Annotated in this window: 25 protein-coding genes; 4 read left to right on the forward strand and 21 right to left on the reverse strand. The window is 46.8% G+C overall.

Annotated elements, in window-relative coordinates; genetic code table 11:
- Positions 1–11: 11 nt before the first annotated feature.
- From BCF55_RS06335 to BCF55_RS09860, 5 genes are read right to left on the reverse strand one after another with little or no spacing between them, the layout of a single operon-like run.
- Positions 12–452, reverse strand: a complete 441-nt coding sequence (locus BCF55_RS06335) for a type IV pilin protein (RefSeq protein WP_121011629.1) — start codon at positions 450–452, stop codon at positions 12–14.
- Positions 449–1,324, reverse strand: coding sequence for a tetratricopeptide repeat protein (locus tag BCF55_RS06340; RefSeq protein ID WP_121011632.1), 876 nt, complete (start codon positions 1,322–1,324; stop codon positions 449–451). Before BCF55_RS06340 ends, BCF55_RS06335 begins: the two co-directional genes overlap by 4 nt.
- Positions 1,321–2,124, reverse strand: coding sequence for a hypothetical protein (locus BCF55_RS06345; RefSeq protein ID WP_121011635.1), 804 nt, complete (start codon positions 2,122–2,124; stop codon positions 1,321–1,323). Before BCF55_RS06345 ends, BCF55_RS06340 begins: the two co-directional genes overlap by 4 nt.
- Positions 2,125–2,844 carry an ABC transporter ATP-binding protein gene (locus BCF55_RS06350; RefSeq protein WP_121011638.1) on the reverse strand — a complete coding sequence of 240 codons (720 nt, stop codon included), beginning with the start codon at positions 2,842–2,844 and terminating at the stop codon, positions 2,125–2,127.
- A 41-nt stretch (positions 2,845–2,885) separates the two neighbouring features.
- Positions 2,886–3,527, reverse strand: coding sequence for a prepilin-type N-terminal cleavage/methylation domain-containing protein (locus BCF55_RS09860; RefSeq protein ID WP_121011641.1), 642 nt, complete (start codon positions 3,525–3,527; stop codon positions 2,886–2,888).
- Between the two features lie 226 nt (positions 3,528–3,753).
- On the opposite strand from BCF55_RS09860, the gene mazG reads away from it, so the two are divergent.
- Positions 3,754–4,521 carry a nucleoside triphosphate pyrophosphohydrolase gene (gene mazG / locus BCF55_RS06360; protein WP_121011644.1) on the forward strand — a complete coding sequence of 256 codons (768 nt, stop codon included), beginning with the start codon at positions 3,754–3,756 and terminating at the stop codon, positions 4,519–4,521.
- Here mazG and BCF55_RS06365 read toward each other — a convergent pair.
- The 8 genes from BCF55_RS06365 to BCF55_RS06400 form a co-directional block, all read right to left on the reverse strand.
- Complete coding sequence (locus tag BCF55_RS06365; protein ID WP_121011647.1) at positions 4,512–5,750, reverse strand: epoxyqueuosine reductase QueH; 1,239 nt, start codon at positions 5,748–5,750, stop codon at positions 4,512–4,514. The two genes, mazG and BCF55_RS06365, sit on opposite strands and share 10 nt — an antisense overlap.
- Positions 5,751–5,760: 10 nt before the next feature.
- A complete protein-coding gene (locus BCF55_RS06370) occupies positions 5,761–6,159 on the reverse strand; it encodes a heat shock protein transcriptional repressor HspR (RefSeq protein WP_121011650.1) in 399 nt (132 codons plus the stop codon).
- A gap of 5 nt (positions 6,160–6,164) precedes the next feature.
- The gene (gene dnaJ / locus BCF55_RS06375; protein WP_121011653.1) at positions 6,165–7,307 is read right to left on the reverse strand and encodes a molecular chaperone DnaJ; all 1,143 of its coding nucleotides are present in this window, start codon (positions 7,305–7,307) and stop codon (positions 6,165–6,167) included.
- 61 nt (positions 7,308–7,368) lie between these two features.
- A complete protein-coding gene (gene truB / locus BCF55_RS06380) occupies positions 7,369–8,244 on the reverse strand; it encodes a tRNA pseudouridine(55) synthase TruB (protein ID WP_121011656.1) in 876 nt (291 codons plus the stop codon).
- A complete protein-coding gene (locus BCF55_RS06385; protein ID WP_121011659.1) occupies positions 8,244–9,173 on the reverse strand; it encodes a sigma-70 family RNA polymerase sigma factor in 930 nt (309 codons plus the stop codon). The genes truB and BCF55_RS06385 overlap by 1 nt, the downstream gene beginning before the upstream one ends.
- 8 nt (positions 9,174–9,181) lie before the next feature.
- Complete coding sequence (locus tag BCF55_RS06390) at positions 9,182–10,588, reverse strand: Do family serine endopeptidase (protein WP_121011662.1); 1,407 nt, start codon at positions 10,586–10,588, stop codon at positions 9,182–9,184.
- Between the two features lie 14 nt (positions 10,589–10,602).
- Positions 10,603–11,256 (reverse strand): class I SAM-dependent methyltransferase, encoded by a 654-nt coding sequence (locus BCF55_RS06395; protein WP_121011665.1) that lies wholly within the window; start codon positions 11,254–11,256, stop codon positions 10,603–10,605.
- On the reverse strand, positions 11,207–11,845 hold the full coding sequence (locus BCF55_RS06400; RefSeq protein WP_121013165.1) for an alpha/beta fold hydrolase: 639 nt from the start codon (positions 11,843–11,845) through the stop codon (positions 11,207–11,209). Before BCF55_RS06400 ends, BCF55_RS06395 begins: the two co-directional genes overlap by 50 nt.
- A gap of 25 nt (positions 11,846–11,870) precedes the next feature.
- Between BCF55_RS06400 and lptB the strand changes: the two genes are divergently transcribed.
- On the forward strand, positions 11,871–12,587 hold the full coding sequence (gene lptB / locus BCF55_RS06405) for an LPS export ABC transporter ATP-binding protein (protein ID WP_121011668.1): 717 nt from the start codon (positions 11,871–11,873) through the stop codon (positions 12,585–12,587).
- Here lptB and BCF55_RS06410 read toward each other — a convergent pair.
- From BCF55_RS06410 to BCF55_RS06420, 3 genes are all read right to left on the reverse strand, one after another.
- Positions 12,577–15,108 (reverse strand): putative bifunctional diguanylate cyclase/phosphodiesterase, encoded by a 2,532-nt coding sequence (locus tag BCF55_RS06410; protein WP_121011671.1) that lies wholly within the window; start codon positions 15,106–15,108, stop codon positions 12,577–12,579. The genes lptB and BCF55_RS06410 overlap by 11 nt on opposite strands.
- 80 nt (positions 15,109–15,188) lie before the next feature.
- Entirely contained in the window at positions 15,189–16,106 is a 918-nt protein-coding gene (locus BCF55_RS06415; protein WP_121011674.1) for an NAD(P)/FAD-dependent oxidoreductase, read from the reverse strand.
- The gene (locus tag BCF55_RS06420; protein ID WP_121011677.1) at positions 16,099–17,220 is read right to left on the reverse strand and encodes an amidohydrolase family protein; all 1,122 of its coding nucleotides are present in this window, start codon (positions 17,218–17,220) and stop codon (positions 16,099–16,101) included. Before BCF55_RS06420 ends, BCF55_RS06415 begins: the two co-directional genes overlap by 8 nt.
- A 20-nt stretch (positions 17,221–17,240) precedes the next feature.
- Here BCF55_RS06420 and BCF55_RS06425 point away from each other — a divergent pair, with 20 nt between their 5' ends.
- The gene (locus tag BCF55_RS06425) at positions 17,241–18,278 is read left to right on the forward strand and encodes a GGDEF domain-containing protein (protein ID WP_121011680.1); all 1,038 of its coding nucleotides are present in this window, start codon (positions 17,241–17,243) and stop codon (positions 18,276–18,278) included.
- On the opposite strand, the gene uvrA is transcribed toward BCF55_RS06425, so the two are convergent.
- The 4 genes from uvrA to BCF55_RS06445 are packed head-to-tail and all read right to left on the reverse strand — an operon-like array spanning position 18,275 to position 23,398.
- Positions 18,275–21,058 carry an excinuclease ABC subunit UvrA gene (gene uvrA / locus BCF55_RS06430; RefSeq protein WP_121011683.1) on the reverse strand — a complete coding sequence of 928 codons (2,784 nt, stop codon included), beginning with the start codon at positions 21,056–21,058 and terminating at the stop codon, positions 18,275–18,277. The genes BCF55_RS06425 and uvrA overlap by 4 nt on opposite strands.
- A 42-nt stretch (positions 21,059–21,100) precedes the next feature.
- Complete coding sequence (locus tag BCF55_RS06435) at positions 21,101–21,550, reverse strand: c-type cytochrome biogenesis protein CcmI/CycH (protein ID WP_121011686.1); 450 nt, start codon at positions 21,548–21,550, stop codon at positions 21,101–21,103.
- Complete coding sequence (rph, locus tag BCF55_RS06440) at positions 21,551–22,318, reverse strand: ribonuclease PH (RefSeq protein ID WP_121011689.1); 768 nt, start codon at positions 22,316–22,318, stop codon at positions 21,551–21,553.
- Positions 22,319–22,324: 6 nt separating this feature from the next.
- Entirely contained in the window at positions 22,325–23,398 is a 1,074-nt protein-coding gene (locus BCF55_RS06445; RefSeq protein ID WP_121011692.1) for a GGDEF domain-containing protein, read from the reverse strand.
- Between the two features lie 39 nt (positions 23,399–23,437).
- On the opposite strand from BCF55_RS06445, the gene BCF55_RS06450 reads away from it, so the two are divergent.
- Positions 23,438–23,698 (forward strand): hypothetical protein, encoded by a 261-nt coding sequence (locus tag BCF55_RS06450; protein WP_121011695.1) that lies wholly within the window; start codon positions 23,438–23,440, stop codon positions 23,696–23,698.
- Here the strand turns inward: BCF55_RS06450 and amrS are convergent, their stop codons facing one another.
- Positions 23,699–24,718, reverse strand: a complete 1,020-nt coding sequence (amrS, locus tag BCF55_RS06455; protein WP_121011698.1) for an AmmeMemoRadiSam system radical SAM enzyme — start codon at positions 24,716–24,718, stop codon at positions 23,699–23,701.
- Positions 24,719–24,843 lie beyond the last annotated feature (125 nt).

Raw genomic sequence — 24,843 nt, forward strand, 5'->3', positions numbered from 1 at the left:
TAATTATAAGCTTACGGGCAACCGCTACCATCAGTTTCAAAATACTCACCAAGGCACGCGTCAAAACAGAAACCCCAGTTGGGGAGCAATGCATGAACACCGTGTATTTTATAAACCTCTCCCCCAGTCCCAGCACAGCTCGCTAACTTTTCATAGGACAATTGGACATTTTTAGAAACAGAAACTACGTTCTGCATGGTATTTGTTCCGTCGGTCAAACTGCATACTGAGGGACCGAATCCAGAAGCCGGACAGGAGAAGTTCGTAGGAACCGTTTTATAATCGGATAGAAAAGCCTCAACGGCAAGAACTGCATTTTTAACATCGGATATGACCGTTCCTCTGTAGGCTTTGGTAACGTACCTTGTATATGCGGGTATAGCTATGCTGACGATTATCCCTAATATGGCAAAGACAACAAGTATTTCTATAAGAGTAAAACCTTTCCTCACATTCTCCTCCTTTCTTCAAGAAGCTTTTTCTTTATCGGGAAAAGCTCGCTTTCACTCCTTACTTTCCCATCTGGAGTTATATAAAACTTTCCACCCGCACTATCCTTCAAACCTTTCGGTATAAGTCCAGCAGTCTCAAGCTCTTCTATGCTTTTAGGGTTCCTTCCAAATTTAAGCCTGAATTGGTCTATGGCTTTACTTATCTCGTAAGCGGTCTGCAAAGTCTTAAGTCTTGAAGCCACAGCCTTTTTCATATTTTCATCTTTCATTATCCTGAGCTGCTCTCTGAGTAAAATTATGGCGAGCTCATACTTTCCTTCCTCATAGTAGAGCCTTGAAGCTAAAAGGGGCAGCAAGTTGTATTCCCTAGCAGATGGATGCCTCGCAGCTATCTTCAGATATTCAGCACCGTTCAGGTTGTCATTCAAGAAGTAAAAGTATATGAATCCTATATAAAAGGGAATTCGCCAATCGTCTATATGAACCATGCCCCTCTTCAATAGAGTTATAGCCTCCTCATAAAGTCCCACATCCCACGTGAGAAAGGCATTTGCCACGTAGTAAGGGTCAAAGTATCTGGGATTGTATGTTGTGATTGCGTCAAGACTTGTGTAAACCTTTAGCGCCACCTTTCTGTTGATATGACCTCTCCCCACATCCAGGGAGTAACCAATAAAGGAGAGAGTGTTTACAAAGTTCATGTCGCTAGTCCCGAAGTGGATATCCCTTGGCACAGCTATCAGGGCAGCCTTGTTTAAGAGAAGGTAACTTTCCGAAAAATCTCTCTTCAAGTCCTTGGCAATAAAATGAGACAGCATAAGATTCATGCAAAAGAAGAGTAGTGAAATAGAAAGTATAATAAATGACCTCATGAGAGCTCCCTTCTTCTAAATACAAGCATGCTAAGTCCTAAAAGGAAACCACTGTAAGTCAGAGATTTTAATAGCTCCAGCACAACCCTACCTACCTTTAAAGGTTCTGTACCCAGAATAACATCAACCCCAAGAGTTGAAAAGTTGGGCAGTGCATAAAACAGAATCTTAACAGCGTAAGCGACTAACGGGCTTACCTTGCCCTCATTAAAAGTTATGAAGTAGTAAAGGTTCTCTATAGAAGAACCTGCCAGGTAAATCACAACGCTTGCTAAAAAAACTAGAAAGAAGGTACTCATGAAGCTTGAGAAGAATATCACCACCGTGGAAAGAGAAAACAGCTTGACCCATAGAACTGCAATGACGACAAGCCCTTGAATAAGAAGTACTTCCTTTTTATAAGCATCGGGTATATAAACGTTCAATCCTTTCACAGACACAAGGAATAAAAATCCCAAAACAGCTGTCAGTATGAGTGTAAAAACTAAGAAACTGAAAGCTCTTCCTACCACATAACCATCCCTTGAGATACCCTTTGATATTATGGTGTATATAGCCTTCTTCTCTATATCCTTTGCCATTACATCCGTTGTTATAAAGAGCGTAGATACTACCAGAAAGAAGGTCAGGAAAGAGTAAGAAAAATCGGTTAAGAACTTGGTAAGGTCCTGAAGTGAAAATTCTGTCAATACCCTTGCAAATAGAAGCGATAAAAAGTATACGATGGCAACACCATAAAAGCTCTTCCTTCTGACATTTTCCTTAACCGTTATGTATGCAAAACCCAAGAGCCTGTTCAATCACAAAACCTCCTTCAATCCAGCTTCTTTAACCCTTTCAAGAAATAGCTCTTCTATGTTCTCAATATCTTTACCCTCAACTATATCTGTTAAGCGCCCCCCCACAATAACACCTACCCTGTCACACACCCTTTGGACATCGGGAAGTATGTGAGTGCTGAAGAAAACCGTTTTACCGTTAGCCTTCAATTCCAATATGAGATCCATGACTATCCTTCTCCCTATGGGATCCAAACCTGACATGGGTTCGTCAAGTATTATCAGTTCGGGTTCACATACAACAGTCTGAAGTATTCCAAACCTCTGGAGCATACCTTTTGAGTATTCTGACAGCTTCTTATCAAGAGCCCAGCTTATCTCCAACTTTTTCCCATAAATGTCAACCCTGTTCCAGAACTCCTTGGGCTCAACCCCTGAAACCAACCGAACAAATTTAAGAAACTCCTTTCCTGTAACGTTTGTGTAAAAGTAAGGATGCTCAGGAAGGAAGCCAACCTCTCTCTTCAGGTTAGAGTCGGTGTTTTCCTTTCCAAAGATAAAAACTTTTCCGGAAGAGGGCTTTATGAAACCCATTATTATCTTCATGGTGGTTGATTTTCCGGCGCCGTTTGGACCTATGAAGCCAAAGATCTCACCACGGTGAAGGGATAGGCTTATCCCTTTCAGGACCTCACGCTTGTTAAAGGATTTATGTATGTTTTCAAGCTTCAGAATTTCCATTAATCATATAAGAGCCCCCGCAAGGGGGGGCAATAGATTGATTACTGTACAACCCAACCTACGAGACCACCGCAACCTACACCGTTTAGGTCATCATTATCTGGAGTTGGAGCAGGTGGGTTAACAGGTAGTGCTCCTGCAGCGTTTCCAACGTAGGTGTCGTCTCTACATATATAGATGGCTGTTGAATCCGCGTCCTTAGCATACTCGGTATTTCCGTTGTTATGGTGTGCAGCCGCAACATATGTAGAACAGTTGGCATCCGTGTTAGCAACTATATCAACGTTTGCACTAACACCAAAGCCGACACCTGTAACAAGACCATCTGTAGCTCTTGTTCCTGCAACAGCAGCGCCTGCAACGGTTTGGGTTGCCCCGTTCAGCGGACCCGTGAGCGTAGCTCCGTTACCACAGGTACCTGTTAATCCATTCAATGGATTATTCTCTGAGCTACCGTATATCTGAAAGTCCGCATACAGAGCTTCTTCAGCGGTTGCAAGGTTCCTCAGGTCTGATTCTGCCGCGCTGTTGAATGCCCGCATCCTGTACTTTGCAAACTGCGGAATGGCTATAGCCGCAAGTATGGCGATAATTGCGATGACAACGAGGAGTTCAATCAGGGTGAAACCCCTCTCCCTGTTAAGCTTCCTTGCCTCTGCAAAGGCTTGGTAAAGGTCTCGCATGGCACACACCTCCTGTAAGGTTTGTTTACACATTATATCTTCATCGTGAAATTTTTGTGAAAGTTTAACTCGGCTTATGGCAATCTACCTATAAGGTCAACGGGGACGGGAAGCCCCGTGGTGTCAAACGAGGTGTAAATGGAGAGCCTTTACAACCTTTTCCTCCGCTTGCCTCAACCAGTCATAAGCTCTGCCGGGCATAAATTTAAGATACTATATTCCCGTTATGGAGAAGCGCACCTTTGAAGAGCTTGTAAAGGTTATGGAGGAGCTAAGGAGTAAGTGTCCCTGGGATAGGGAGCAAACCCACGAGAGTCTGAAGAAGTACCTCATAGAGGAAGCCTACGAGGTGTTGGATGCCATAGATTCTAAGGACGACGAAAAACTGAAGGAGGAGCTGGGAGACCTTCTACTCCAGCCCGTCTTCCACGCCCAGATAGCTAAGGAGAGGGGTGCCTTTAATATTTATGAGGTTATAGACAATCTGGTAAAGAAACTTATAGAGAGACATCCTCACGTTTTCGGAGATGCAAATCCCGAAGAAGTCTTAAAGAACTGGGAGAAGAAGAAGATGGAAGGAAGGGAAAGCGTTCTGGAAGGTATCCCCAAGCACCTGCCTGCCCTTATGAGGTCCCAGAAGCTCCAGGACAAGGCTTCACAGGTTGGCTTTGACTTCACGGACATATCTCAGGTATTTGAAAAGATAGAGGAGGAGATAAACGAGCTGAAGGAGTCCCTTGAAAAGGGGGACAGGAATAACATTAAACACGAGATAGGAGACATACTCACGGCTGTTGTAGAGCTGGCACGCTTCGTAGGAGTGGACGCGGAGGAAGCCCTGCAGGAGGCAAATGATAGGTTTATAAGAAGGTTCAGCTATATAGAGGTAAGGGCAAGGGAAGAAGGAAGAGACCTAAAGGATATGAGCCTTGAAGAGATGGATAAGTTGTGGGAGGAAGGAAAGAGGAAACTGGAAGGGGGTTCTCAGGGGTAATCCAGAACCCTGTCTATCTTCCTGCCTGTTATCTCCTCAAAGTACCTCTGTCCCACGCGTCCCAAAGAATGGGCTCCGAGAAGGATTATTGAAGTCTTCCCCTCGGCTATATCCTTCGCACTCTTCTCTATAAGTTTGGAAACCTCCTCCTCTTTATATCCCCTTCCGTCCTGAAGGGTGTCAGCAGGCACACCTATCAGGTTCTCTGCCTCTTCCTTGCCTATCAGGAGAACTCTCGTCTTTTCTGGCACGAACTCGGCATTTAATCTTACCTCTATTCTATTTTCAAGAAGCAGACCCTTGTACTCCTTTGGCACTCTGAAAGTAGGGGAGGTATGAGCGGGGATTTCTTCAAGAGGACAATCTTTCAGGCTGTCGGTTAAGATAATCCTTACGAATTGTTTGTTGAGGTAAAGGGTGTCTCCTACTACCCTTTCTACGTCTGCCCTTACTTTACCCCTTATCGGTTGTGAGTAGGGTACCACGATGGAGGGTATGGCTTTGTTATTAACCCAGACTCCTCCTTCCAGGAGTTTCCAGCCGAGGAAGGGAATTTCAAACTCCTTTACGGGAAGCTTAAGCTCTTCCACCTTAACTCTCAGGGTCTTTATAAATAGGCTCTCCTCCTTGGAGCCAGGTCTCCTTCCACTGAAGGATACGAGGTCCCAGAATATCTCCCCCTCTTTCTGTTTGAAGAGTCCATATATACAACCGCAGTAATCCTGCTGGTAAAGCTCGTTCTCCTTAGTCAGACGGAACATCTCCTGGGTCCCCCCGCCCTTTCTGTAATCGGGGGCTATGAATCTAACCCCATACTGCGAAGCAGTCTTCTCCCCGCTTTCCTTCAGCTGCTGAAATTTCTTCTTTGGGCTCATGAGCAGGGTTGTGGTAAAGCCCTCACACCCGAGTTCCTTTGCAAGCTGGGCAGACCTCTGCAGCCTCAGGTCAAAGCAAACGGAGCATCTTTCTCCCCTTTCAGGTTCATGTTCAAGACCCTTTACCGCCCCAAGCCAGCCCTCCACGTTATACTCACCCTCTATAAGCTTAATTCCCAGTCTATTGCAGGTTCTTTGGGTTTCAATGAGCCTCAGTTTATACTCCTCATAAGGATGGATGTTAGGGTCGTAAAAGAAACCTATAAGCTCTGAACCGGGATTGTCCTGCCGGAACCTTTCAAGGAAGTAAAGGGCATCGGGCGCACAGCAGATATGAACGAGAAACCTTCCCATGAAAAAGAGTTTACCTGCCCGCTTTCTTGGAGGGTATGATATCGTCCAGCTTCATAACCTTCCTTTTAGGAACGCTCACTATAGCCTTACGGAGGTCTTCACCCTCATAAACCTTTGAAAGTTCTGTCTGTATGAACTCAAAGAGTTGGTCTATCTGCTTCTGTAGCTCCTCAAGCTGCTCTTTCATATTGAGTATTATGTCAACACCTGCAAGGTTCACACCGAGCTCCCTTGTGAGGAATAGGATAAACTCAAGTCTCTCCAGGTCCTCTTCGGAGTAAAGGCGTGTATTCCCCTCAGTTCTTGAGGGTTTTAAAAGCCCCTCTCTTTCATAAAGCCTGAGAGTCTGAGGGTGTATATCATACATTCTTGCAACAACACCTATAGTGTAAAGTCCCTTCTTTTTCATGGCTCTTACCTCTTTTTAATTCTTTCGGGTTCTGGCAATAGCTCCTTAAGTTCTTTCAAGAGCTTCTCTACTTTCTTCCCGTCTTTAAACACCTTTTCCAGCATTCCTATCTTTGGCACTTCTATGTTTACCCTGACGTACATGTCCCCTCTACCGTTGCCCCTCAACCGGGGCATGCCGTGCCCACTCACCTTTATCAAGTCTCCATGCTGGGTACCCGATGGTATCTTTACCTTCACCTTTTCCCCTGAAATCGTCGGTACCTCTATCTCCGTTCCCAGGACTGCCTCGGGGAAGGTAACATTTACATCTATGTAGAGGTCATCACCTCTTCTCTCAAACATCTTGTGAGGTCTTACCCTGACCTGGATGTACAGGTTTCCGGGTGGTCCACCGAACCTGCCCGCATGACCTTTCCCTTCCACGAGGAGTTTTGAACCCGTATCAACACCAGGGGGAATTCTAACCTTTATGCTTTCAGTCTTTCTTACGGTTCCTCTCCCGTTACACTCCTTACAAAGCTCATAAACCACACCCTCACCGTAACAGGTGGGACAAGTCTGAGCTATGGTCATAAAGAACTGCCTCTGGACCACCTGCCCGCTTCCCCCACATGTAGGGCAGGTCCTCACACCCTTGCTCTGGTCATAACCCATGCCTTTACAGGAGGGGCATTCTACCTCTCTCTCCACGTCAACGTTAACAGTTGTTCCATTAAAAGCCTCCTCCAAGGACACCTCTACGGTTCTGTATATGTCATCTCCCCGGACAGGTCTGTGTCCTGCCCTTCTCTTTCCACGGGTAGCCCTCTCAAAAATGGTGTCAAAAAAGTCTCCAAATCCACCTCCACCAAATATCTCGTTGAGGAGTTCATCTATGCTCGGTATGTTCTGGTACACCTGCTCCTGAGCGCCCATACCTTCAAAGGCTGCGTGTCCATACTTGTCGTACAGCTTCCTCTTTTCCGGGTCTGACAGAACCTGATAGGCTTCGTTTATCTCTTTGAACTTTTCCTCCGCTTCTGGGCTCTTGTTAATATCAGGATGATACTTCCTCGCGAGCTTTCTAAAAGCTTTCTTTATCTCTTCCTGGCTCGCATTCTTTGGAACTCCAAGTATCTCATAGTAATCCTTCTTAGTGGAAGGCATTTATAAACCTCCTATAAATCTTTCTCCTGCGTTATTAAGATAAAATTTGAGTGGGTTTATGTCAAGTTTGTGAGCCCTCGGGCAAGACCAGCCTCTCCGGTTTCAAGATGGCGCTCTTAACGCTCCCTATCCCAACGAAGAGGCTATCAATGTAAATGGTAACATAACCGTCCTGCACCTTGTTCTTTATGAGGACAGGATTCCCGTTAAGAATCCTTTTTCCGGTAAAGAAGTCAAGGCTTATCTTGGGCAGAAAATAGAAGGCTTCTTCCATAGAAAGTACATAACTCCAGGGGTCAGAGGAGCTAAGGAATTCTTCAAGACCCACACTTTCCTGAAGTGAGAAGGGACCAACAGATTCTCTCACAAGCTCCTTAACTACAGCTCCTACACCAAGTCTCTGACCGAGGTCGTGGATAAGAGTTCTTACGTAAGTGCCGGAAGATACAACCATCTTCAGTTCAAGCTCAGGAGGTTCACACCTCTCCATACTCAGCTCGTATACTTTAACCTTTACAGGTTTTAACTGAGGTTGAATCCCCTTTCTCGCAAGCCTGTAGGCTCTCTTCCCCTCCACCTTTTTTGCCGAGAAGGGAGGTGGCAACTGCTCTATCTCTCCCCTGAAGTCTTCAAGGGCTCTTTTAACCTCACCACAATCTACAGAAACCTCGGCGGTTTTTAAAATTTTCCCCTCAACATCGTAGGTGTCCGTGCTGAATCCTAAGAGCGCTGTTACCCTGTAAGTTTTATCCATCTCCACAAAGAGCCAGGAAAAACGGGTAGCTTTCCCTACAAGTAGCACAAGAACACCCGTAGCTAAGGGGTCAAGGGTACCTGTATGACCCACCTTTGCTTTGAGCTTCTTCTTCACCTTTTCAACTACTCTGGTGGAGGTTATCCCTCTTGGTTTATTTATTACAAGAAGTCCATCCCTCATCAGCTCAAAAAGTCCTTGAGGTGTCTCTTCATAGCTAAACTTCTCAACTTTCTAAGAGCTCTCGTCTCAAGCTGACGGACCCTCTCCCTTGACACACCCAAGATGTCTCCTATCTCTCTAAGGGTTTTAGGCTCATTTCCCTTCAAACCGAAGCGAAGCTCAATAACCCTTCTCTCCTTCTCGGGAAGCTTATCAAGAAGGTCGTATATTTCCCTCTCAAGTACTTCCTGTATAACACTCTCTTCAACCTCAGCTGTTCCGTGTTTGCTGAGGAAGTCTACAAAGAAGGTATCCTCATTCTCCCCCACAGGTGCATCAAGGGATAACGGTATCCTGCATACCTGGAGGTATTTTTCAACCTCTTCTGGAGAGACCTTGTAGCCCTCCTCATTGAACTTCTCTTCTATCTCCTCTTCCGTAGGCTCCCTGCCGAGCTCCTTAGCTAACTCCTTGGCTATCATCTCCTTACTGAGCTGTTCGGCAACCTCTTCCGGTACAGGCTCCCTCTCAAGCTCCTTTGCCAGCTCTGCATATATAGTGCCTATCTTACTGATAAGATGAGATTGCTTCAGAGGTATCCTCACGGCACCGGTTTGTTGGGAAAGGGCTTGCATTATTGCCTGCCTTATCCACCATACTGCGTAGGATATGAACTTTACGCCCCTCTCCGGGTCAAACCTCTTGGCAGCCTCTAAAAGACCTAAGTTGCCTGCAGCTATCAACTCCGAGAAGGGAAGTCCGTAGCCTATGTACTGCTTCGCCACGCTTACCACGAACCTAAGGTTAGACTCTACTAGCTTCTTCAATGCCTCTTCGTCCCCAGCCTGAGCCTTGCGGGCAAGCTCTTTCTCCTCTTCAGGCGTGAGTAGAGGTATCTTTGAGATTCTCTTAAGGTACTGATTTATAAGTTCCTGTTCAGTGTCAGGCATAGCTTACCTCACCTTAACCTTAAAGCCACGTAAACATTGTTTTCGCCTCTGCGCACAAGGAGAAGGGCTTTCGCCTTCCCAGCCTCCCTTAGGGCTTCTATTATGTTCTGAAACTCCCTGACACTCTTCACCTCTTTATAGTTTACCCTCATTATAACATCTCCAGGTCTGAGTCCGCTTAAGTCCGCCAAGCTCCCAGGAACCACACCAACGACAAGGACACCTTCAACACCCAGACTCGCCTTCTCCTGAGGACTTAAATCTCTGAGGGAGATACCGAGGTCCTCAGAACCTCCTTCAATCTGGCCACTTCCCACCTTTTCAGGTAGTTCCCCTATCTTCACCTTTATATTTTTCTCCTTACCGTTTCTAATCACGGTAAGTTCAACTACAGTGCCCGGCTTCGTTTTCATCACAGTAAACTGGAGGTCTCTAACGCTGTCAATCTTCTTGCCATCCAAGGAAACTATGATGTCTCCCACCTGAAGCCCCGCTTTGTCCGCTGGACCACCTTTTACAACCTGTGCTACGAGTACACCCTCCTTTACACCTATAGCCTCCGCTATATCCGGGGTGATGTCTTGAATGACAACGCCAAGCCAGCCTCTAACGACCTTCCCGTGCTCAAGGATCTGGTCCATTACCCATTTGGCAAGGTTTATAGGAATGGCGAATCCGAGACCCTGTCCGGAAGCCACAATAGCCGTATTTATACCTATGACCTCTCCGTATATGTTTATGAGAGGTCCCCCGGAGTTACCTGGATTTATGGCGGCATCTGTCTGGATATAGCTCTCATACTGGGTTATGCCTATGCTTCTCCTGAGAGCAGAGACCACACCCACAGTAACGGTCCTCTCAAGTCCGTAGGGATTTCCTATAGCTATGGCGAGCTGTCCAACCTTCACCCTGTCCGAATCACCCAGGGTCGCAATCCTGCTCTGGGCATCCTCAATACCCTTAGCATCAACCTCTATAACCGCAAGGTCTGTCTTGGGATCGGTTCCCACCACCTTGGCAGGCTTTTCCGTATGCTTATCAAATCTGACAGTTATGCTTTTTGCATTCTCAACCACGTGGTTGTTTGTGAGTATGTAGAGTTTACCCTTGTCATACTTTACTATCACTCCAGAACCAAGGGAACGTCTTTCCCTCTTAAAGGGTTCTATGGGCAGGTTAAAGGGAAGGTCAAACTGTTCAAAGGGATTAAACTCTACCTCCTGCCTTGCGAATATGGTGACAACGGAGGGAGAAACCTTATCTATAACTTTTGAAAGTTCATTCTGAAAAGCTTCCAGAACACCTCCGCTGTTCATCTCATGCCTTGGCTCCGAAACGGTTGATATCTGCGGCTCCGCCTTACATCCCAGAAAGAAGGATAGCGTAAGTATGGAAATAAGGGTTAGGACTCTCATTCTGGTCCTCCTCATCATAGCCTTACATACAAAAATAGCACACGAAAGAAAGCTCTTTCTATAGAGTTTATCAGGTTCAGGATTTCCCTTTTGGTTAGAGGTCGTTTGCGAAGGGGATTAAGGGAGCTGCCTGTGTAATGAAAGAACTTGACCAACTCCCACCCCTGAAAGGGGACTTCTATATTCTCAAGGAAGTATGAGCTCTCATAACCTTCTACAAAGTTCATCACACGACTCACACTCGGGAAGGGGAAATTCAGTCCTTGGAGACTCCCCTCCACAGGTACAGCAAGCCCAATACCTTCCCTCGCGACCCTTAAAGCCTCCGGCAGGCTTCTGGAAAGCTCTGTCCAGTGAAGAGAGAAGTTACTCAGAACGAAGTCAAAACTCTTATCCTTAAAAGGAAGGTTCTCCGCATCCCCAACCACAGCAGTGCCGAACCTCTCCCTATAAGCCTGAGCCATCTTATCTGAAAGGTCAAGACCAAGGGTGACGCATCTGTCTGGAAGAAGAGAGGACACGAAGCCAGTTCCGCAACCAAGGTCAAGAATTACACCGCTCGGTCTTACAAGCTCAACGAGCCTCAGAGCGGTCTCTCTCTGGGGGAGAGCCCACTTTTCATAGGTCTTTGCCGACCTTGAGAAGCGTAGAGAGTAAGCCCGTTTCATCTTCAGCAGGGAAATGACCTCCAGGGAGGACTATAAGTTTACTCCCTTTTATAAAATTGTAAAGCTTTAAGGCTTCTACAAAAGGAACTATCCGATCTCTCTCCCCATGGATTATAAAGGTCTTCTTTCCAAGAAGCGATAGCCACGGTCTTAGGTCGGTCTCCACATAGTCATCAAGCATCTTCATAGCTTGGTCCTCTTCAAGCTTGTCTTCAAAATCTCTGGGGTAGGCTAACTTTCTGAAGTAAGAAAGTCCCTCCTTCTTGATTCTGAGTTTGAATGCCCGCAAGTTCTTCTCAGACCAAGCATCTCCGAAGTAAGGGGACGTTCCAACGAGGAACAGTCTGTTAACCTTGGAGGGAAATTTTAACGCAAGCAAGAGTGCTATTGTTCCCCCCATTGACCACCCTACAAGGTCATGCTTGCCAGGTAAAGAGAGAGCCAGGGAATTGACAAGGGAGTTGAAGTCTCTATAAGGCTCCCTACTCTCACCGTGGGCAGGGAGGTCTATCTTTATCCCCTCTAACCTTCCAAAGACCTTTGAGGAGAAAGCCCAACCGTGAATAAACACAGGACTTATCAGAGCCATAGAGGAAATATAATAAGAGAAACCCATGCTCAGAGCCAAAAACCTGAAAAAGAATTTCAAGGGTAGGAAGGTCATAAAGAACGTAAGCCTACGGTTGGAAAGGGGAGAGGTTGTTGGGCTTCTAGGACCAAATGGAGCGGGGAAAACAACCCTGTTCAACTCCCTTGTAGGTTTCGTGAAGGTAGATGGAGGTGTCATAGAGATTGACGGGGAGGACATAACCCACCTCCCACCCCACGAGAGGGCTAAGAAGGGGATAGCTTTCCTTCCTCAGGAGCATACTCTCTTTGAAGACCTGACGGTGATTGATAACCTACTGATCTTCCTTGAGTTCTTTACCGACAGCTGGGAAGAAGCTGTAACCAGAGCTGAGGCACTCCTTGAGGACTTTGGTCTTCTGTCCTTTAGAAACCAGAAAGCCTACACCCTATCAGGAGGGCAGAAGAGAAGACTTGAGATAGCCAGAAGCCTCATCACAAAACCAAAGTATATCTTCTTTGACGAGCCCTTTGCTGGACTTGACCCTATAATAGTCAGCGACATAAGGAAGATGGTAAGGGACCTTAAACATCAGGACATAGGTATACTCATAACAGACCACAACGTAAGGGAAACCATAAGCATAGTTGACAGGGTTTACATAATCTCAGAGGGAAAGATAATAGCCAAGGGGCATCCATCGGATGTAGTTGAGCTTGAAGATGTCAGAAAAACCTATCTGGGGGAGGACTTCAGGCTATAGCCCTTACATCTCCTTTACCGAAGTAGTATCCCTGTCCGAACCTTATCCCTATTCTCTTGACCTCGGTCAATTCCTCCTCGCTCTCTATATATTCCGCAACCAAGTCTATGGAAAACCTGTCGGCAAGGGTCTTTATGCTCTCAACTATAGCTCTGTTGTAAGGGTCTCTGTGTATGTTCTTAACAAAAGAGCCGTCCACCTTTATGAGGTCAAGATACTTGACAAAATGCCTTAGCTGGAATATTGAAGAAAAACCACTACCAAAATCATCCAGCACGACCCTGAAACCCATATTTTTCAGGTTCTCAATCTGCTTTAAAGCCCCTTCTATGTTTGCAAAAGTCTCTCTCTCTGTTATCTCTATGTATATCCTTGACCTCTGGTGTCTCGGTATCAAATTCAGCTCTGAGAGAACCCTACCTCTATCAAGGGAAGAAGGGGAAACATTTACAAAGAAGCAAAGGGACCAGAGTTCTTCATCCTGAAGGAGCTTAGAGAGCCTGGTTAAGGTAAGTCTGTCAATGTCCTCTATCAAACTCCGGTCTTCCACGTACTTGACAAACTCGCCCATAGAGATGGAGTCCTTCCCGTCAAAGACCCTGAACAGAAGCTCATATCCGAACACGCTATCGTTATTAAGGTCGTATATAGGCTGGAGGTGATGAACGGTTTCTCCCTTGCGCAGGTGAGCCCTGAGCTCCTTCTCTTTCCTGAAGCGTTCAAGAAAGAACTCCCTGTCGGAACCATCCAGCAAGGTCACCGTCCTGTCCTTCCCCTCCGACTTAGCCTTGTGAAGGCTTATGTCAGCCACTGTAAGGAGCTCCTCCGGCTTATCAGTATCCTCAGGAAAATTAGCCACACCAAGGCTCACGGTTATGTAAAGGACCTTACCTTTACCTATGTGAAGCCTCTTCCTCCTTACCGTTTCCCTTATCCTTTCAGCAAGCTCATAGGCTCCAACCTTATCGGTTTCGGGGCACAGCACCGCAAACTCTTCTCCTCCGTACCTGTAAACCGAGTCCGTTTCCCTCACGTTCTCCCCTATGAGCCTGGCTATCTTTTTAAGAACCTCATCTCCGGCGGAATGCCCGTAGGTATCGTTAATTCCCTTGAAGTTATCTATGTCTATCATTATCAAACTTAAGGGTTTTTTATACCTCTTTGCTATTCTTGAGTATTTCAGCAGGTCGTACTCAAGAACCCTCCTGTTTGGTATACCCGTTAGATGGTCTGTGGTTGCCAGGTAGGTAAGCTTTATAGTGCTAAAGAGATGCTGGCATATAACCTTCATGTAGCCTTCGTTCACTGAATCCATATCGCAGTCCATGTCCAAAACCACACCACCCCAGGTTATCTCATCTATCCGAAAGAGGGAAACACTGAGGCAACCTCTTCCACCGCTCTCCCTTATGCAGGCTGGCTCCTCAAGAAAGAGCTGTCCCTTCCTCTTCTCTTTGTAAACCTCAAGTAGGCGGTCAACATCCTCGTCGCTGAGTCCATCAGAATATACAAGGTAAGGGAACTTCCCACTTAGACCGTCCTCCACAACGAAGAGCGAACCCCTCACACCAAAGATGGTGTTGATCCTGTTTAAGGCTTCCTTTACGAAGTCGTAAATCTCCTCCGGGGAGCTTATGCTCCCGAGGGCGGTGTCAAGGACCAGCTCCAGCTTATCAAGTTTCCTCTTTGTTTCTTCAGAGAAAGCTCTGAGTAGCCTGGCTATGCTTCCAAACTCATCCTTAGCCTCCGTCATATCGGAAAATTCAACCCCGAAGTTTCCCCTCTCAAGCTCCCTGACTATATGCCTGAGCCTGTTTATGGGATAGTTTATGAGCCTCCCCCATATGAGGTAGGAAAGGGAAAGAAAAAGCAGGAATACGAAGTAAAGCCTTACATATAAGAAAACCCTCTCAACCACCAGTGCGCCTATTATGCTCCTGAGGGGAACGACAACGTACATACTGGCGTTGGAGTAATTATTGCTGTAAGAGACAAATATGTCCCCCTCGGAGACTTGGGGGCGTTTACCGAAATAAAACTCAGCTCCGTACTTAGCTATAGCTCCGAGCTTTTTAGAGAGCAAGTTTTCAATGTAAGGAACGTTGTGGCAGAAAAGGTAAGCCTTTCCGTTCCACCTAACAACGGATATACCAAGCCAGTTATCAGGAAAAAGATGGAAGTAAAGTACCCTTCCATTGGAGCTTTTCAATGCCTCCTCTACAAGCTCTCTCTTGATCTCCCCCAGGTAAAAGCCTTCACCTACAGCGCAGGTAGTAAAGGTACCCATGAATGGTTCCAGCGCTCTCGTTCCTTTCTCCTCCACTAGCCTTACAAGAGAAACATCAGCCTGGAAAAGACCGAGTATAACGCTCCTTATAGCAGTGGTCCGGAACTTGGCTCCCCTTTCTGCGGCAAGCTCTATATCCCTACGCACCTCCTTAACGGAATGGAGAACATCAACCACGAAGGCGAGAAACATGGAGAAGAGTATGATAAGGGCAAAGAGCAAAATCACCTTCATAGAGTAGCTGTGAATCTTTAGACCTTCCTCAATAAGCCTGTTCAGGCGGTAGTATAGCTTCACCGGAGGTGTAAATTATATCAGGTAGAGTAGGTTATGTCATGGTACAGGGAGAGGAGTGCCTTTGCCCCTTCCCCGGCGGCGGTTATTATCTGTTTGGCAAATATACTTGTGCAATCGCCAGCAGCGTAAACTCCCCGCTCTGAAGTTCTGTTGTTACAATCTACCACTATCTCACCCCTCTCGTTTCTCAGTATACCGAGCTGCTCTGCAAGCTCAGTCCTGGGGACAAGACCGATCTCAACAAAAACCCCTTCAACGGGAAGTTCATAAACCTTTCCATCGGTCAAGCTTTCCATAACAACACCTGTAACCCTCGCTCCATCTCCCTTTACCTCTTTAACTGCATGTTTCAGAAGGAGTTTAACCTTTGGAGAGGAGAGAACCTTGTCCTTTAGAACCTCATCGGCTCGCACGCTATCTGTTACCTCAACTATGTACACCTCTTCAGCGTAGTTTATAAGCTGTTCAGCCGCCTCAAACCCTGCGTTACCACCCCCAACAACCACGACCCTTGCTCCCTTGAAGAAGGGTGCATCACAGGTGTAACAGTAAGAAACCCCGCGACCTGTATACTCGGACTCTCCGGGAACGTTAAGTCGTCTGTGGTCTGAACCGGTGCAAAGTAAGAGTGTCTGTGAACTTATCTCCTTTCCTGACATAGTTTTAAGTGAAAAGCCATGCCCTTCCTTTCTCACCTCAACAACCCTGTCCAGGAGGGGTTCTATCTCAAAGTGTTTCATATGCTCCATCATCTTCTCTACAAGCTGAACACCGTCTATCTCCGAATAACCAAGGAAGTTTTCTATCTCCCCAGAAGTGAGGACCTGCCCACCCACAGCCTCTGTGACAAGGAGGAAGTTCAGTTTCTTTCTTGCAGCGTATATGGATGCGGATATACCTGCGGGACCGCCTCCGACTATTACAACTTTATACATACCTTCCCTCCTTTCTCCAACCTCCGTAATAGTATTTTGCCTTCTCCTCCCCCAAAATTTTCTTCGCGTAATCCAATCCGTAGTGGGGTTCAAAGGGCATCATATCGGAGCCAAACACCATATCTACCCCCAGAGAATCAAGCATGCTTATAGGTACACATTCCCTGTACCTTTTCTTCCCCAAAGCTTTCAGGTAGGTTTCTCTGAAGAAGGGTTTAAAGTTAGGTTGGACACAGATGAGAAGGTTTAGGTCCCTCGCCCTCAATGCCTGCTCCCTGCTCATAAGAACTGCGTGCTCAATCCTGTGATACTTCAGCGTGGGCTTGACCTCCTCAAAGGCTCTCAGGCATTCCTCAACAGCCCCGTCTCCTACAGCATGCAGAGAAACTCTCAGTCTCCTTTCCTCCAGCTCCCCTATTATCCTAACAAGTTCTTCCTTACCCCTCAGTAGGTTTCCCCTCCAACCCTTTTTATCTTCGTAAGGCTCAGAGAGATAAGCCGTTCTTGCCCCTACCGAGCCGTCCACGAAGACCTTGACCCAGCCCAGCCTTAGGCTCTTGAAAGCCCTTCCCTCAAAGAGCTGTACCACATCCATGTAGTTTTCATAGTAGGGCATCAGGACTATCCTTATAGGGAGTTCTGTATCAAGCTCACGGTAAAGCCCCGCAACCTCTGAATCAACGTAGTCATGAACTTCAATGACTCCCATTTTGAAAGCATACTGGGTTGCCTTTAAGAGCGTATCTCTCATCTTTCTGCCCTTAGGTTTCATCTTCTCAACAACGCCCCACAGTAAGGTTTCATAGAGAAAACCCCTATCGGGGTCAAAGAACTCCCCCTTTTCCTCTAAACCCATATCCTCTATGAGTTTGCTGTTGGCAACACCGACGTGGGCATCCATCCTGAGTAAGAGGACGGGAACGTCAACACTGTCAAGGTCTTCTCTGAGGGGTGCTCTGCCCAGTTTCTTCTCATCCCAACCCCAGGCGAGGATGAAATCCTCCCTAATATTCCTCAAGTAAGAAAGCAGCTCCTCTACAGAGCTTAAACTATCAAAGGGAACCTTTCTCAGGGCAAGAAGCTCTAAATGGGTATGGGCATCTACAAGGCTCATGTTTTAAAATAAATTCCATTGTGAGGGATAAGGTAGAGTGTGAGTTACACAGAAAGATAGTAAAGGGGGAGGCTCTGAGCGAGGAGGACTACAAGGTCCTAAGCGGGATAGTAAAGGAAGTTCTCACCTTCATGGCTAAGGAGAAGATACTACCTTCACCCCAGAACTACGAGAGGTGGTTCAGGATATTCTGCTACGCAAAGGAGAACAATCTCAACCTTTCTAAGAGTGAACTCATAGACCTTTACTTTGACCTTTACCAGGTGAAGCTGGAAAAGGGTGATTTGGAGTCCGCAAGCGTGGTTGAAAGGATAGCCGAGGAGTTATTTGAAGAGATACAGAAGGTTTTAAAGAGCGTCAGCGAGCACGATAGAGGGCTCTCTGAAGGGGGACAGAGGCTTGAAAGCATGGTCTCTTCCGTGCAGACGGAAGAACTTCAAAAGCTCCTCAACAGGATAATGCACGAGGTTAGGGGGCTAAAGAGTGTAAACAGGAAGTTCATAGTGAAGCTGGAAGAGCAGAGGAATGAGATAGAAAGGCTCAGAGAAGAGCTGAGGAGGGTGAAGGAGGAGGCAAACGTTGACCCCCTGACAGGTTTAAGGAACAGGCGCTCCTTTGAGAGAGCCCTTAACGAGTTCTACCGGGACTTCAAGAAGTTTGGCTATCCATTCTCCTTAATAATGCTTGACCTTGACAACTTTAAACAGATAAACGATACATACGGACACCTGGTTGGCGATAGGGTTCTGAGGGAGATAGGAAACATCCTCAGAAACTATCTTCGTGCAAAGGACGTTCCCGCCAGAACCGGCGGGGAGGAGTTCACCATAATCCTGCCCGGCATAACCAAGGAAGAAGCCCTGATGGTTGCAGAGAGGTTGAGAAAGGTTATATCAAACCACATCATAGAACACGAGGGCAAAAGCATAAGATTGACGTCAAGCTTTGGTGTCGCCGAAATGTCAGAGAATATTGAAAACCCCGAGGACCTGCTCAGACTGGCAGACCAAAGACTATACAAGGCAAAGAGGGAGGGCAAGAACAAGGTTGTAGGTTAGGCTACTTCCTCTTCCCTGCTTACGTACTTCTTCAGATATATACCCGTGTAAGAACCCCTGTGGGAGGCTATGTCCTCAGGAGTTCCTACCGCAACTATCTCCCCTCCCCTTTCACCTCCTTCCGGACCAAGGTCAATTATCCAGTCTGCGCACTTTATTACATCAAGGTTGTGCTCTATAACCACAACTGTGTTTCCTCTATCCACAAGCCTCTGGAGAACGTTTATCAGTTTCCTTATATCATCCATGTGAAGACCCGTGGTGGGTTCGTCCAGTAGATAGAGGGTTCTACCCGTTTCCCGTTTGGAGAGTTCCCGGGCGAGTTTTATTCTCTGAGCCTCACCGCCGGACAGGGTGGGCGCAGGCTGTCCGAGTCTGAGATAACCAAGCCCCACATCCTTAAGTAACTGGAGTTTCCTTCGGAGGGAAGGGATGTTCTCAAAGAACTCGTAAGCTTCGTCTATGGTCATATCAAGCACATCGGAGATGGTTTTGCCTTTATAGAGTATATCCAGGGTCTCCCGGTTGTACCGTTTGCCCTTGCAGACATCACAGGTCACGTAAACAGGAGGAAGGAAGTGCATTTCAACCTTAATTACACCTTCACCCTGACAGGCTTCGCACCTGCCCCCCTTAACGTTAAAGGAGAACCTTCCTGGCTTGTAGCCCCTCGCCTTTGCCTCCGGTGTGCTCGCAAACAGGTCCCTTATCTGGTCAAAGACCTTCGTATAGGTGGCTGGATTGCTTCTCGGGGTTCTACCTATGGGAGACTGGTCAACGTTTATGACCCTATCAAAGTTTTCAAGCCCTTCTATCCTGTCCACGTTTCCAGCCTGTTCCCTCAGACCTTGAAACTCTCCCTTCGCATACCTGTAAAGGACATCATATACAAGGGTTGACTTCCCGCTACCCGATACACCAGTTATGCAGACAAAAAGACCTACAGGTATCTCAACGGTTATGTTCTTCAAGTTATGTTCCTTTGCTCCCACAATTCTTATAAACTTATCCCTTGGCTTCCTCCTCTTTTGCGGAAGAGGTATCTCAAGCCTGCCGGAGAGGTAGGCTCCCGTCAGAGACCTTGGGTTCGTGAGTATCTCCTCAAGGTTTCCCGTTGCAACCACTTCTCCTCCAGCCTTACCTGCGCCCGGTCCGAGCTCAACTATGTAGTCCGCTGACTCTATGGTCTCAGGGTCGTGTTCAACCACTATTACCGTATTACCTATATCCCTGAGTTCCTTGAGAGTGTTTATAAGTCTGTTGGTATCTCTCGGGTGCAAACCGATAGAGGGTTCGTCAAGGACGTACAGAACACCGGTTAGCTTCGCTCCTACCTGGGTAGCAAGCCTTATCCTCTGCATCTCCCCACCTGAGAGGGTGGTGGCACTCCTTGACAGGGAAAGGTAGTCAAGACCCACCTCAACCAGAAAACCGAGCCTTTCAGATATCTCTTTTATGAGCCTCTGTCCTATCAGCAGGTCTTTCTCACCGAGTTTACGAGGAAGCTCCTCCATCCAAACCCTTGCCTTACCAACGGGCATATCCGTCACATCCCATATGCTCTTACCCTCTATGAGAACAGCAAGTGCTTCATCTCTCAGCCTTGAACCACGGCAGGAGGGACAGGGTTTCTCAAGTATGTAGTCCTGTATTTCTTCCCTTATCCTCTCAGAGTCCTCCTCCAGAAACCTCCTCTCAAGATGTCTTATTATTCCCTCAAACTCAAACTCCTGGGTGGAACCGTACAGAAGAATCTTCCTTGCCCTTTCTGGAAGGCTTCTGAAGGGCGTCCTGGGGTTCAGCCCGAGCTTCCTAAGAACGTTAGCAACAGGGAACTTCAGGTAGTTAAAGAGGGCAGAGTCCGCTATTCTAAAGGCATTCACCGCTGGCTCGTTCTCATCAATGAGAAGTCCTGGGTCAATCTCCCACTTGACACCGAGTCCCTTACAGCTCGGGCAGGCTCCGTAGGGAGAGTTGAAGGAGAAGAGCCTGGGTGATAGTTCAGGTATGGTGAAACCGTGGTCTGGACACACCAGCTTCTCACTGAACAGCTCCTCCCTACCGGTTTCCACATCCTCTATCTTTACAAGACCGGTAGCAAGCTCTAAAGCTCTCTCCAGGTCTGTCAGGAGTCTGGAACGCTCTTCCTCGTCAAGTGTTAGCCTGTCTATGACTATATCTATGCTGTGTTTTTTATTCTTCTCTAGGGGAGGTACCTCTATAATCCTCCTTAGCTCCCCATCAACCTTTATACGGGAGAAACCCATCCTGTCTATGTCTCTGAGCAGGTCTCTGAACTCTCCCTTCCTGCCCCGCACGACAGGTGCAAGGATCATAACCCTCCTGCCCCTGTACTTGTCAAAGACCTTTTCCAGTATCTCGTGGGCTGATAAACCCTCAAGCAGACGGTTGCACACAGGACAGTGAGGTTTTCCTATATTCGCCCAGAGAACCCTCATATAGTCGTATATCTCTGTCACCGTCCCGACGGTTGAGCGGGGGTTTTTTGAGGTGGTTTTCTGGTCTATCGCAATAGCCGGAGACAACCCTTCAATAAGCTCAACCTCCGGTTTTTCCATCACACCGAGGAACTGACGTGCATAAGAGGACAGGGATTCAACGTACCTCCTCTGTCCTTCAGCGTATATGGTGTCAAAGGCTAAAGAGGATTTGCCCGAACCCGAAGGTCCGGTTATTACAACAAACCTGTTCTTCGGTATCTCAAGGTCTATGTTCTTTAGGTTGTGCTGACGTGCCCCTTTTATAACTATCCTGTCCATATTCTTCTTATTTTAAGTTTTGTCCAGAACCGCTTCCACCCTCTAAGGAACCTCCGTGTCTATAACCACCTTCACGTTCCTATCACCCGCCTTTGCGGTTGCACCCCCAACAAGGTCCCCTTTCTGGGCTTCCGCCATTGAAGACTTGCTGACCCGGACGCTTATCAGGAGGTCACCCTCAATCAACCTGTCCTGCCTGATTTTGTTTTTCCCGGTGATTTTAAAGCTAAAGGGAAACTCAGGATTTTTCACTCTGAGGACAGCTATTGGCTGTGGGTCGTCAGGACTCTTAACTGCTATTATCAGGAAGAAGGGTTTCTCGGGAAGCCTATCCCTGAGTTTGTCATCCAAAACAACTACCCCTTTAACAAACTGGTTTTCATATCTCTCAAGCTTCTTTCTCCCTTCCTCACCCCTGTAATCCTTTGGAAGTTCTTGGCAGGAAAGGGTCAGAACGCCAAAGAAACTCAGTAAAAGGAGAAGAGCCTTCATTCAGAACCTTGCCTCCTTAACGTCCTTCCTCTTCCAGTATCCTATCGCTCTGTTTACCTCATATAGAGCCTTCTGCAATTCCACAAGCTCAGATATACCCTTTAGAGCCAGGTCAAGGAGGTTATCCAGCTCATCTCTCGTGAAGGTGTACTCCTCACCCATAGCCTGCACCTCAGAGAGTTTCCCCTCTCCTGTGCCAACGACATTCATATCCACCTGAGCCACGGAATCTTCCTCAAAGTTGAGGTCCAGAAGTTGTTTTCCGTTAACTATGCCCACACTCACCGCGGCAACGAAATCCTTTACAGGAACTGTCGGGATAGTACCATTCTCGTACAGCTTAATCAGGGCATCCGTAACCGCAACAAAGGCACCGGTTATTGAGGCTGTCCTTGTACCACCGTCAGCCTGTATAACGTCACAATCAACCCATATGGTTCTCTCACCGAGTTTAGTAAGGTCAACAGCCGTTCTGATGGCACGACCTATCATCCTCTGTATCTCATGGGTTCTGCCACTTATCTTTCCCTGAACGGACTCCCTTATGTTCCTTGTATGGGTAGCCCTTGGGAGCATTGAATATTCAGCCGTTATCCAGCCCTGTCCCTTCCCCTTCAGGAATGGTGGGACACTTTCCACCACAGATGCGGTGCATATAACTTTTGTGTCACCAAACTCAATCAGACACGAACCCTCCGGGTGGTTCAAGAAATCCCTAACGATTCTCACAGGTCTCAGCTCATCCTCTCTTCTTCCTTCTTTACGCATGGTGGACTATTTTAAATTAACACGCTCACAAAAGTGCACTACTTTATTCTTTCCACTCCTCTTAGCTTCGTAGAGAGCCTTATCTGCCTTTAAAAGGAGCCTCACAGGGTCGTCTTCCTGGGACAACTCGGCAACCCCAAAGCTTGCGGTTGAGACGACACCATTCTCAAACTCGCAGAGTTCCACCTTTTCCTTCAGTTTCTGAGCGACAAGGACAGCTTGTTCACAGTTGGTCTTCGGAAGTAGAACTATGAACTCCTCCCCTCCCCAGCGGGCTACTGTGTCTGACTCTCTCACATTTTTCGCAACCATGGAGGCTACCTCTCTCAGAACCATATCACCAAATAGATGCCCGAACGTGTCATTAACCTCCTTAAAGTTATCCAAGTCAAATATGATAAGGGAAAGCGGTTCACCGTAGCGTTTAGCTCTTTCCACCTCCTTATTCAGGAGTTCCTCAAAGAAGGCTCTGTTTAATAATCCCGTGAGGTTATCCTTCTGAGCTATACCCTGCCAAACTTCTCTGTATCTTTCTGACATCCACGCATAGAAATAGAGGATCACCGTTATAATTGCGTAGCTTAAGTAGGTATCTATAAGGGATTCAACATACACCCTCCTGACGAATAAGATCAGAGAAAGATGGATAGCCAGATAGGCTACGGACAAGAAAAGGGCTTTTCTTCCTTTTAGGATAAAGGATAGGGCGGGGACAACACTCAGCCACAGGAGGCTTGACCTATCTTCTGGGAGCTCGTCAAATACAGCCACTATTAAGACAAATCCAAAAAGCGCTATCGCAACCGTGGCAAGGTTTTCAATGTTTCTATACTTTCTGGCTACAAAGGGAGCAGCAAGGAGAAAGGAGCTAACCGCAAGCTCCGCTAACGCTACCGCAGTATCACCCTCCCTGAAATCTGCCAGTGAGTAAAACAGAGCCGCAATGGAACCTATGAAGGATAGGGCTGTCAGCAAACCGATTCTTAAGAAAACTGTACGATATATAAGTGGATTTGTAGCCCTCTCCTCCGGAGGTATAAGCTCAGATATAAAGCGGGAAACTCTTCCCCTAATCCCCATTTATTTACTTGGACTATTTTAAGTTATATATTTATCAGTATGGCAAAGAAGAAGGAAGAACTCAAGGTTGAGAGTTTAGAAGAGGAAGTTCAAGAGTTAAGGAAAAGCCTTTTTGGTATATTTGAAGCGCTACTACCACCCAAGGAGGTCAGGGAAGAGGTTTTGAAAAACCTTTATACAATTGAACTTTCCTTTTTAAAGGTCTTTAAAACCCTGCTTGATTATCAGGTTGAGAGCTTAGAGCATAAGATTGAGAAAAAGAGCTCCAGAAAGAGGGCTCAGAAGATAGAAGTTGAATAGTTAGAACCTCCCCTTTATCTCGTAGCCACATCTTCCACAGCTGCCGTTTACCAGGTCTATGTCCGTAATCAGGTAACCTCTCCTCCCTATCACCTTGTTCCCACACTTTGGACAGAATGTGCTCTCGTGGTCATTTCCGAAGACGTTCCCTACAAAAACATACTCTAACCCAGCTTCCTTACCTATCTGATACGCCCTTTCAAGCTCCTGTATAGGCGTTGGTGGAAGGTCCTTAGCTTTATAATGGGGGAAGAACCTTGATAAATGCCAGGGAACCCACGGAGCAAGCTCATCAGCTATCCATCTGGCTATTCCCTTTAACTGCTCTTCGTCAAGATAGTTGGGAACCAAAAGGGTTGTAAGTTCAACCCACTTTCCCCTTTCAAAGACATACTTTATCGTGTCTAAAACAGGTTGTAATCTACCCTTTGAATACTTTCTGTAAGAATCGTCAGAGAAAAACTTTAGGTCTATGCTGTAAGCATCCATGTACCTGTCTATTTCCTCAAGGGGTTCACGGTTTATGTACCCAGCTGTGACCATTATGTTTTTAAGCCCTTTTTCCTTAGCGAGTTTTGCCACATCAATCATATACTCAGCAAATATGGTGGGGTCTGAGTAAGAGTAAGATATACTCTCACATCCCTGTTCAAGGGCTTTTTCAACTACCAATTCAGGAGGGACATTGGTACTGACGAAGAAAGTGTTCTGGATTACTTCACCCTTTGGAACCTGGGAGATCTCCCAGTTCTGGCAACCCTTACAGTGTAGGTTACATCCAGGTGTGGCTATCGTCAAAGTCCCATGTCCCGGGTAAAAGTGGAAGAGGGGCTTCTTCTCAACAGGGTCAATAGCTGCAGAGATTACAGAGCCGTACGTGTAAGTGTAAAGCTGACCCCCATGGTTTACCCTCACTCCACAGGAACCTACCTGTCCATCCTTCAACTCGCATTTTACGGGACAGAGGTAACATTCAACCTTCCCGTTTATAGGCTTCCAAAACTTGGCTACCGTTTTCATTATCTAATAATATAAAGCTTAAATAATTTTAGTCTAGTCCTATAAAAGATATGCGTTTAACCCCACCTATCTCTATAACATTCCCAAGGTTCAGCTGAGGAGCGTAGGTGGTCTCACAACTTTAA

This window comes from Hydrogenivirga caldilitoris (assembly GCF_003664005.1).
GTDB lineage: Bacteria > Aquificota > Aquificia > Aquificales > Aquificaceae > Hydrogenivirga > Hydrogenivirga caldilitoris.

What these genes read in the sequence shown, in the direction of transcription:
- BCF55_RS06390 (WP_121011662.1), bottom strand. Translation starts at nt 10,588, where the DNA reads ATGAGAGTCCTAACCCTTATTTCCATACTTACGCTATCCTTCTTTCTG.
- BCF55_RS06350 (WP_121011638.1), bottom strand. Translation starts at nt 2,844, where the DNA reads ATGGAAATTCTGAAGCTTGAAAACATACATAAATCCTTTAACAAGCGT.
- BCF55_RS06410 (WP_121011671.1), bottom strand. Translation starts at nt 15,108, where the DNA reads ATGAAGGTGATTTTGCTCTTTGCCCTTATCATACTCTTCTCCATGTTT.
- BCF55_RS06340 (WP_121011632.1), bottom strand. Translation starts at nt 1,324, where the DNA reads ATGAGGTCATTTATTATACTTTCTATTTCACTACTCTTCTTTTGCATG.
- dnaJ (WP_121011653.1), bottom strand. Translation starts at nt 7,307, where the DNA reads ATGCCTTCCACTAAGAAGGATTACTATGAGATACTTGGAGTTCCAAAG.
- BCF55_RS06385 (WP_121011659.1), bottom strand. Translation starts at nt 9,173, where the DNA reads ATGCCTGACACTGAACAGGAACTTATAAATCAGTACCTTAAGAGAATC.
- BCF55_RS06420 (WP_121011677.1), bottom strand. Translation starts at nt 17,220, where the DNA reads ATGAGCCTTGTAGATGCCCATACCCATTTAGAGCTTCTTGCCCTGAGA.
- BCF55_RS06450 (WP_121011695.1), top strand. Translation starts at nt 23,438, where the DNA reads ATGGCAAAGAAGAAGGAAGAACTCAAGGTTGAGAGTTTAGAAGAGGAA.
- truB (WP_121011656.1), bottom strand. Translation starts at nt 8,244, where the DNA reads ATGAGGGATGGACTTCTTGTAATAAATAAACCAAGAGGGATAACCTCC.
- BCF55_RS06395 (WP_121011665.1), bottom strand. Translation starts at nt 11,256, where the DNA reads ATGAAACGGGCTTACTCTCTACGCTTCTCAAGGTCGGCAAAGACCTAT.
- mazG (WP_121011644.1), top strand. Translation starts at nt 3,754, where the DNA reads ATGGAGAAGCGCACCTTTGAAGAGCTTGTAAAGGTTATGGAGGAGCTA.
- rph (WP_121011689.1), bottom strand. Translation starts at nt 22,318, where the DNA reads ATGCGTAAAGAAGGAAGAAGAGAGGATGAGCTGAGACCTGTGAGAATC.
- uvrA (WP_121011683.1), bottom strand. Translation starts at nt 21,058, where the DNA reads ATGGACAGGATAGTTATAAAAGGGGCACGTCAGCACAACCTAAAGAAC.
- BCF55_RS06415 (WP_121011674.1), bottom strand. Translation starts at nt 16,106, where the DNA reads ATGTATAAAGTTGTAATAGTCGGAGGCGGTCCCGCAGGTATATCCGCA.
- BCF55_RS06445 (WP_121011692.1), bottom strand. Translation starts at nt 23,398, where the DNA reads ATGGGGATTAGGGGAAGAGTTTCCCGCTTTATATCTGAGCTTATACCT.
- amrS (WP_121011698.1), bottom strand. Translation starts at nt 24,718, where the DNA reads ATGAAAACGGTAGCCAAGTTTTGGAAGCCTATAAACGGGAAGGTTGAA.
- BCF55_RS06370 (WP_121011650.1), bottom strand. Translation starts at nt 6,159, where the DNA reads ATGAAAAAGAAGGGACTTTACACTATAGGTGTTGTTGCAAGAATGTAT.
- BCF55_RS09860 (WP_121011641.1), bottom strand. Translation starts at nt 3,527, where the DNA reads ATGCGAGACCTTTACCAAGCCTTTGCAGAGGCAAGGAAGCTTAACAGG.
- lptB (WP_121011668.1), top strand. Translation starts at nt 11,871, where the DNA reads ATGCTCAGAGCCAAAAACCTGAAAAAGAATTTCAAGGGTAGGAAGGTC.
- BCF55_RS06365 (WP_121011647.1), bottom strand. Translation starts at nt 5,750, where the DNA reads ATGGGAAGGTTTCTCGTTCATATCTGCTGTGCGCCCGATGCCCTTTAC.
- BCF55_RS06435 (WP_121011686.1), bottom strand. Translation starts at nt 21,550, where the DNA reads ATGAAGGCTCTTCTCCTTTTACTGAGTTTCTTTGGCGTTCTGACCCTT.
- BCF55_RS06400 (WP_121013165.1), bottom strand. Translation starts at nt 11,845, where the DNA reads ATGGCTCTGATAAGTCCTGTGTTTATTCACGGTTGGGCTTTCTCCTCA.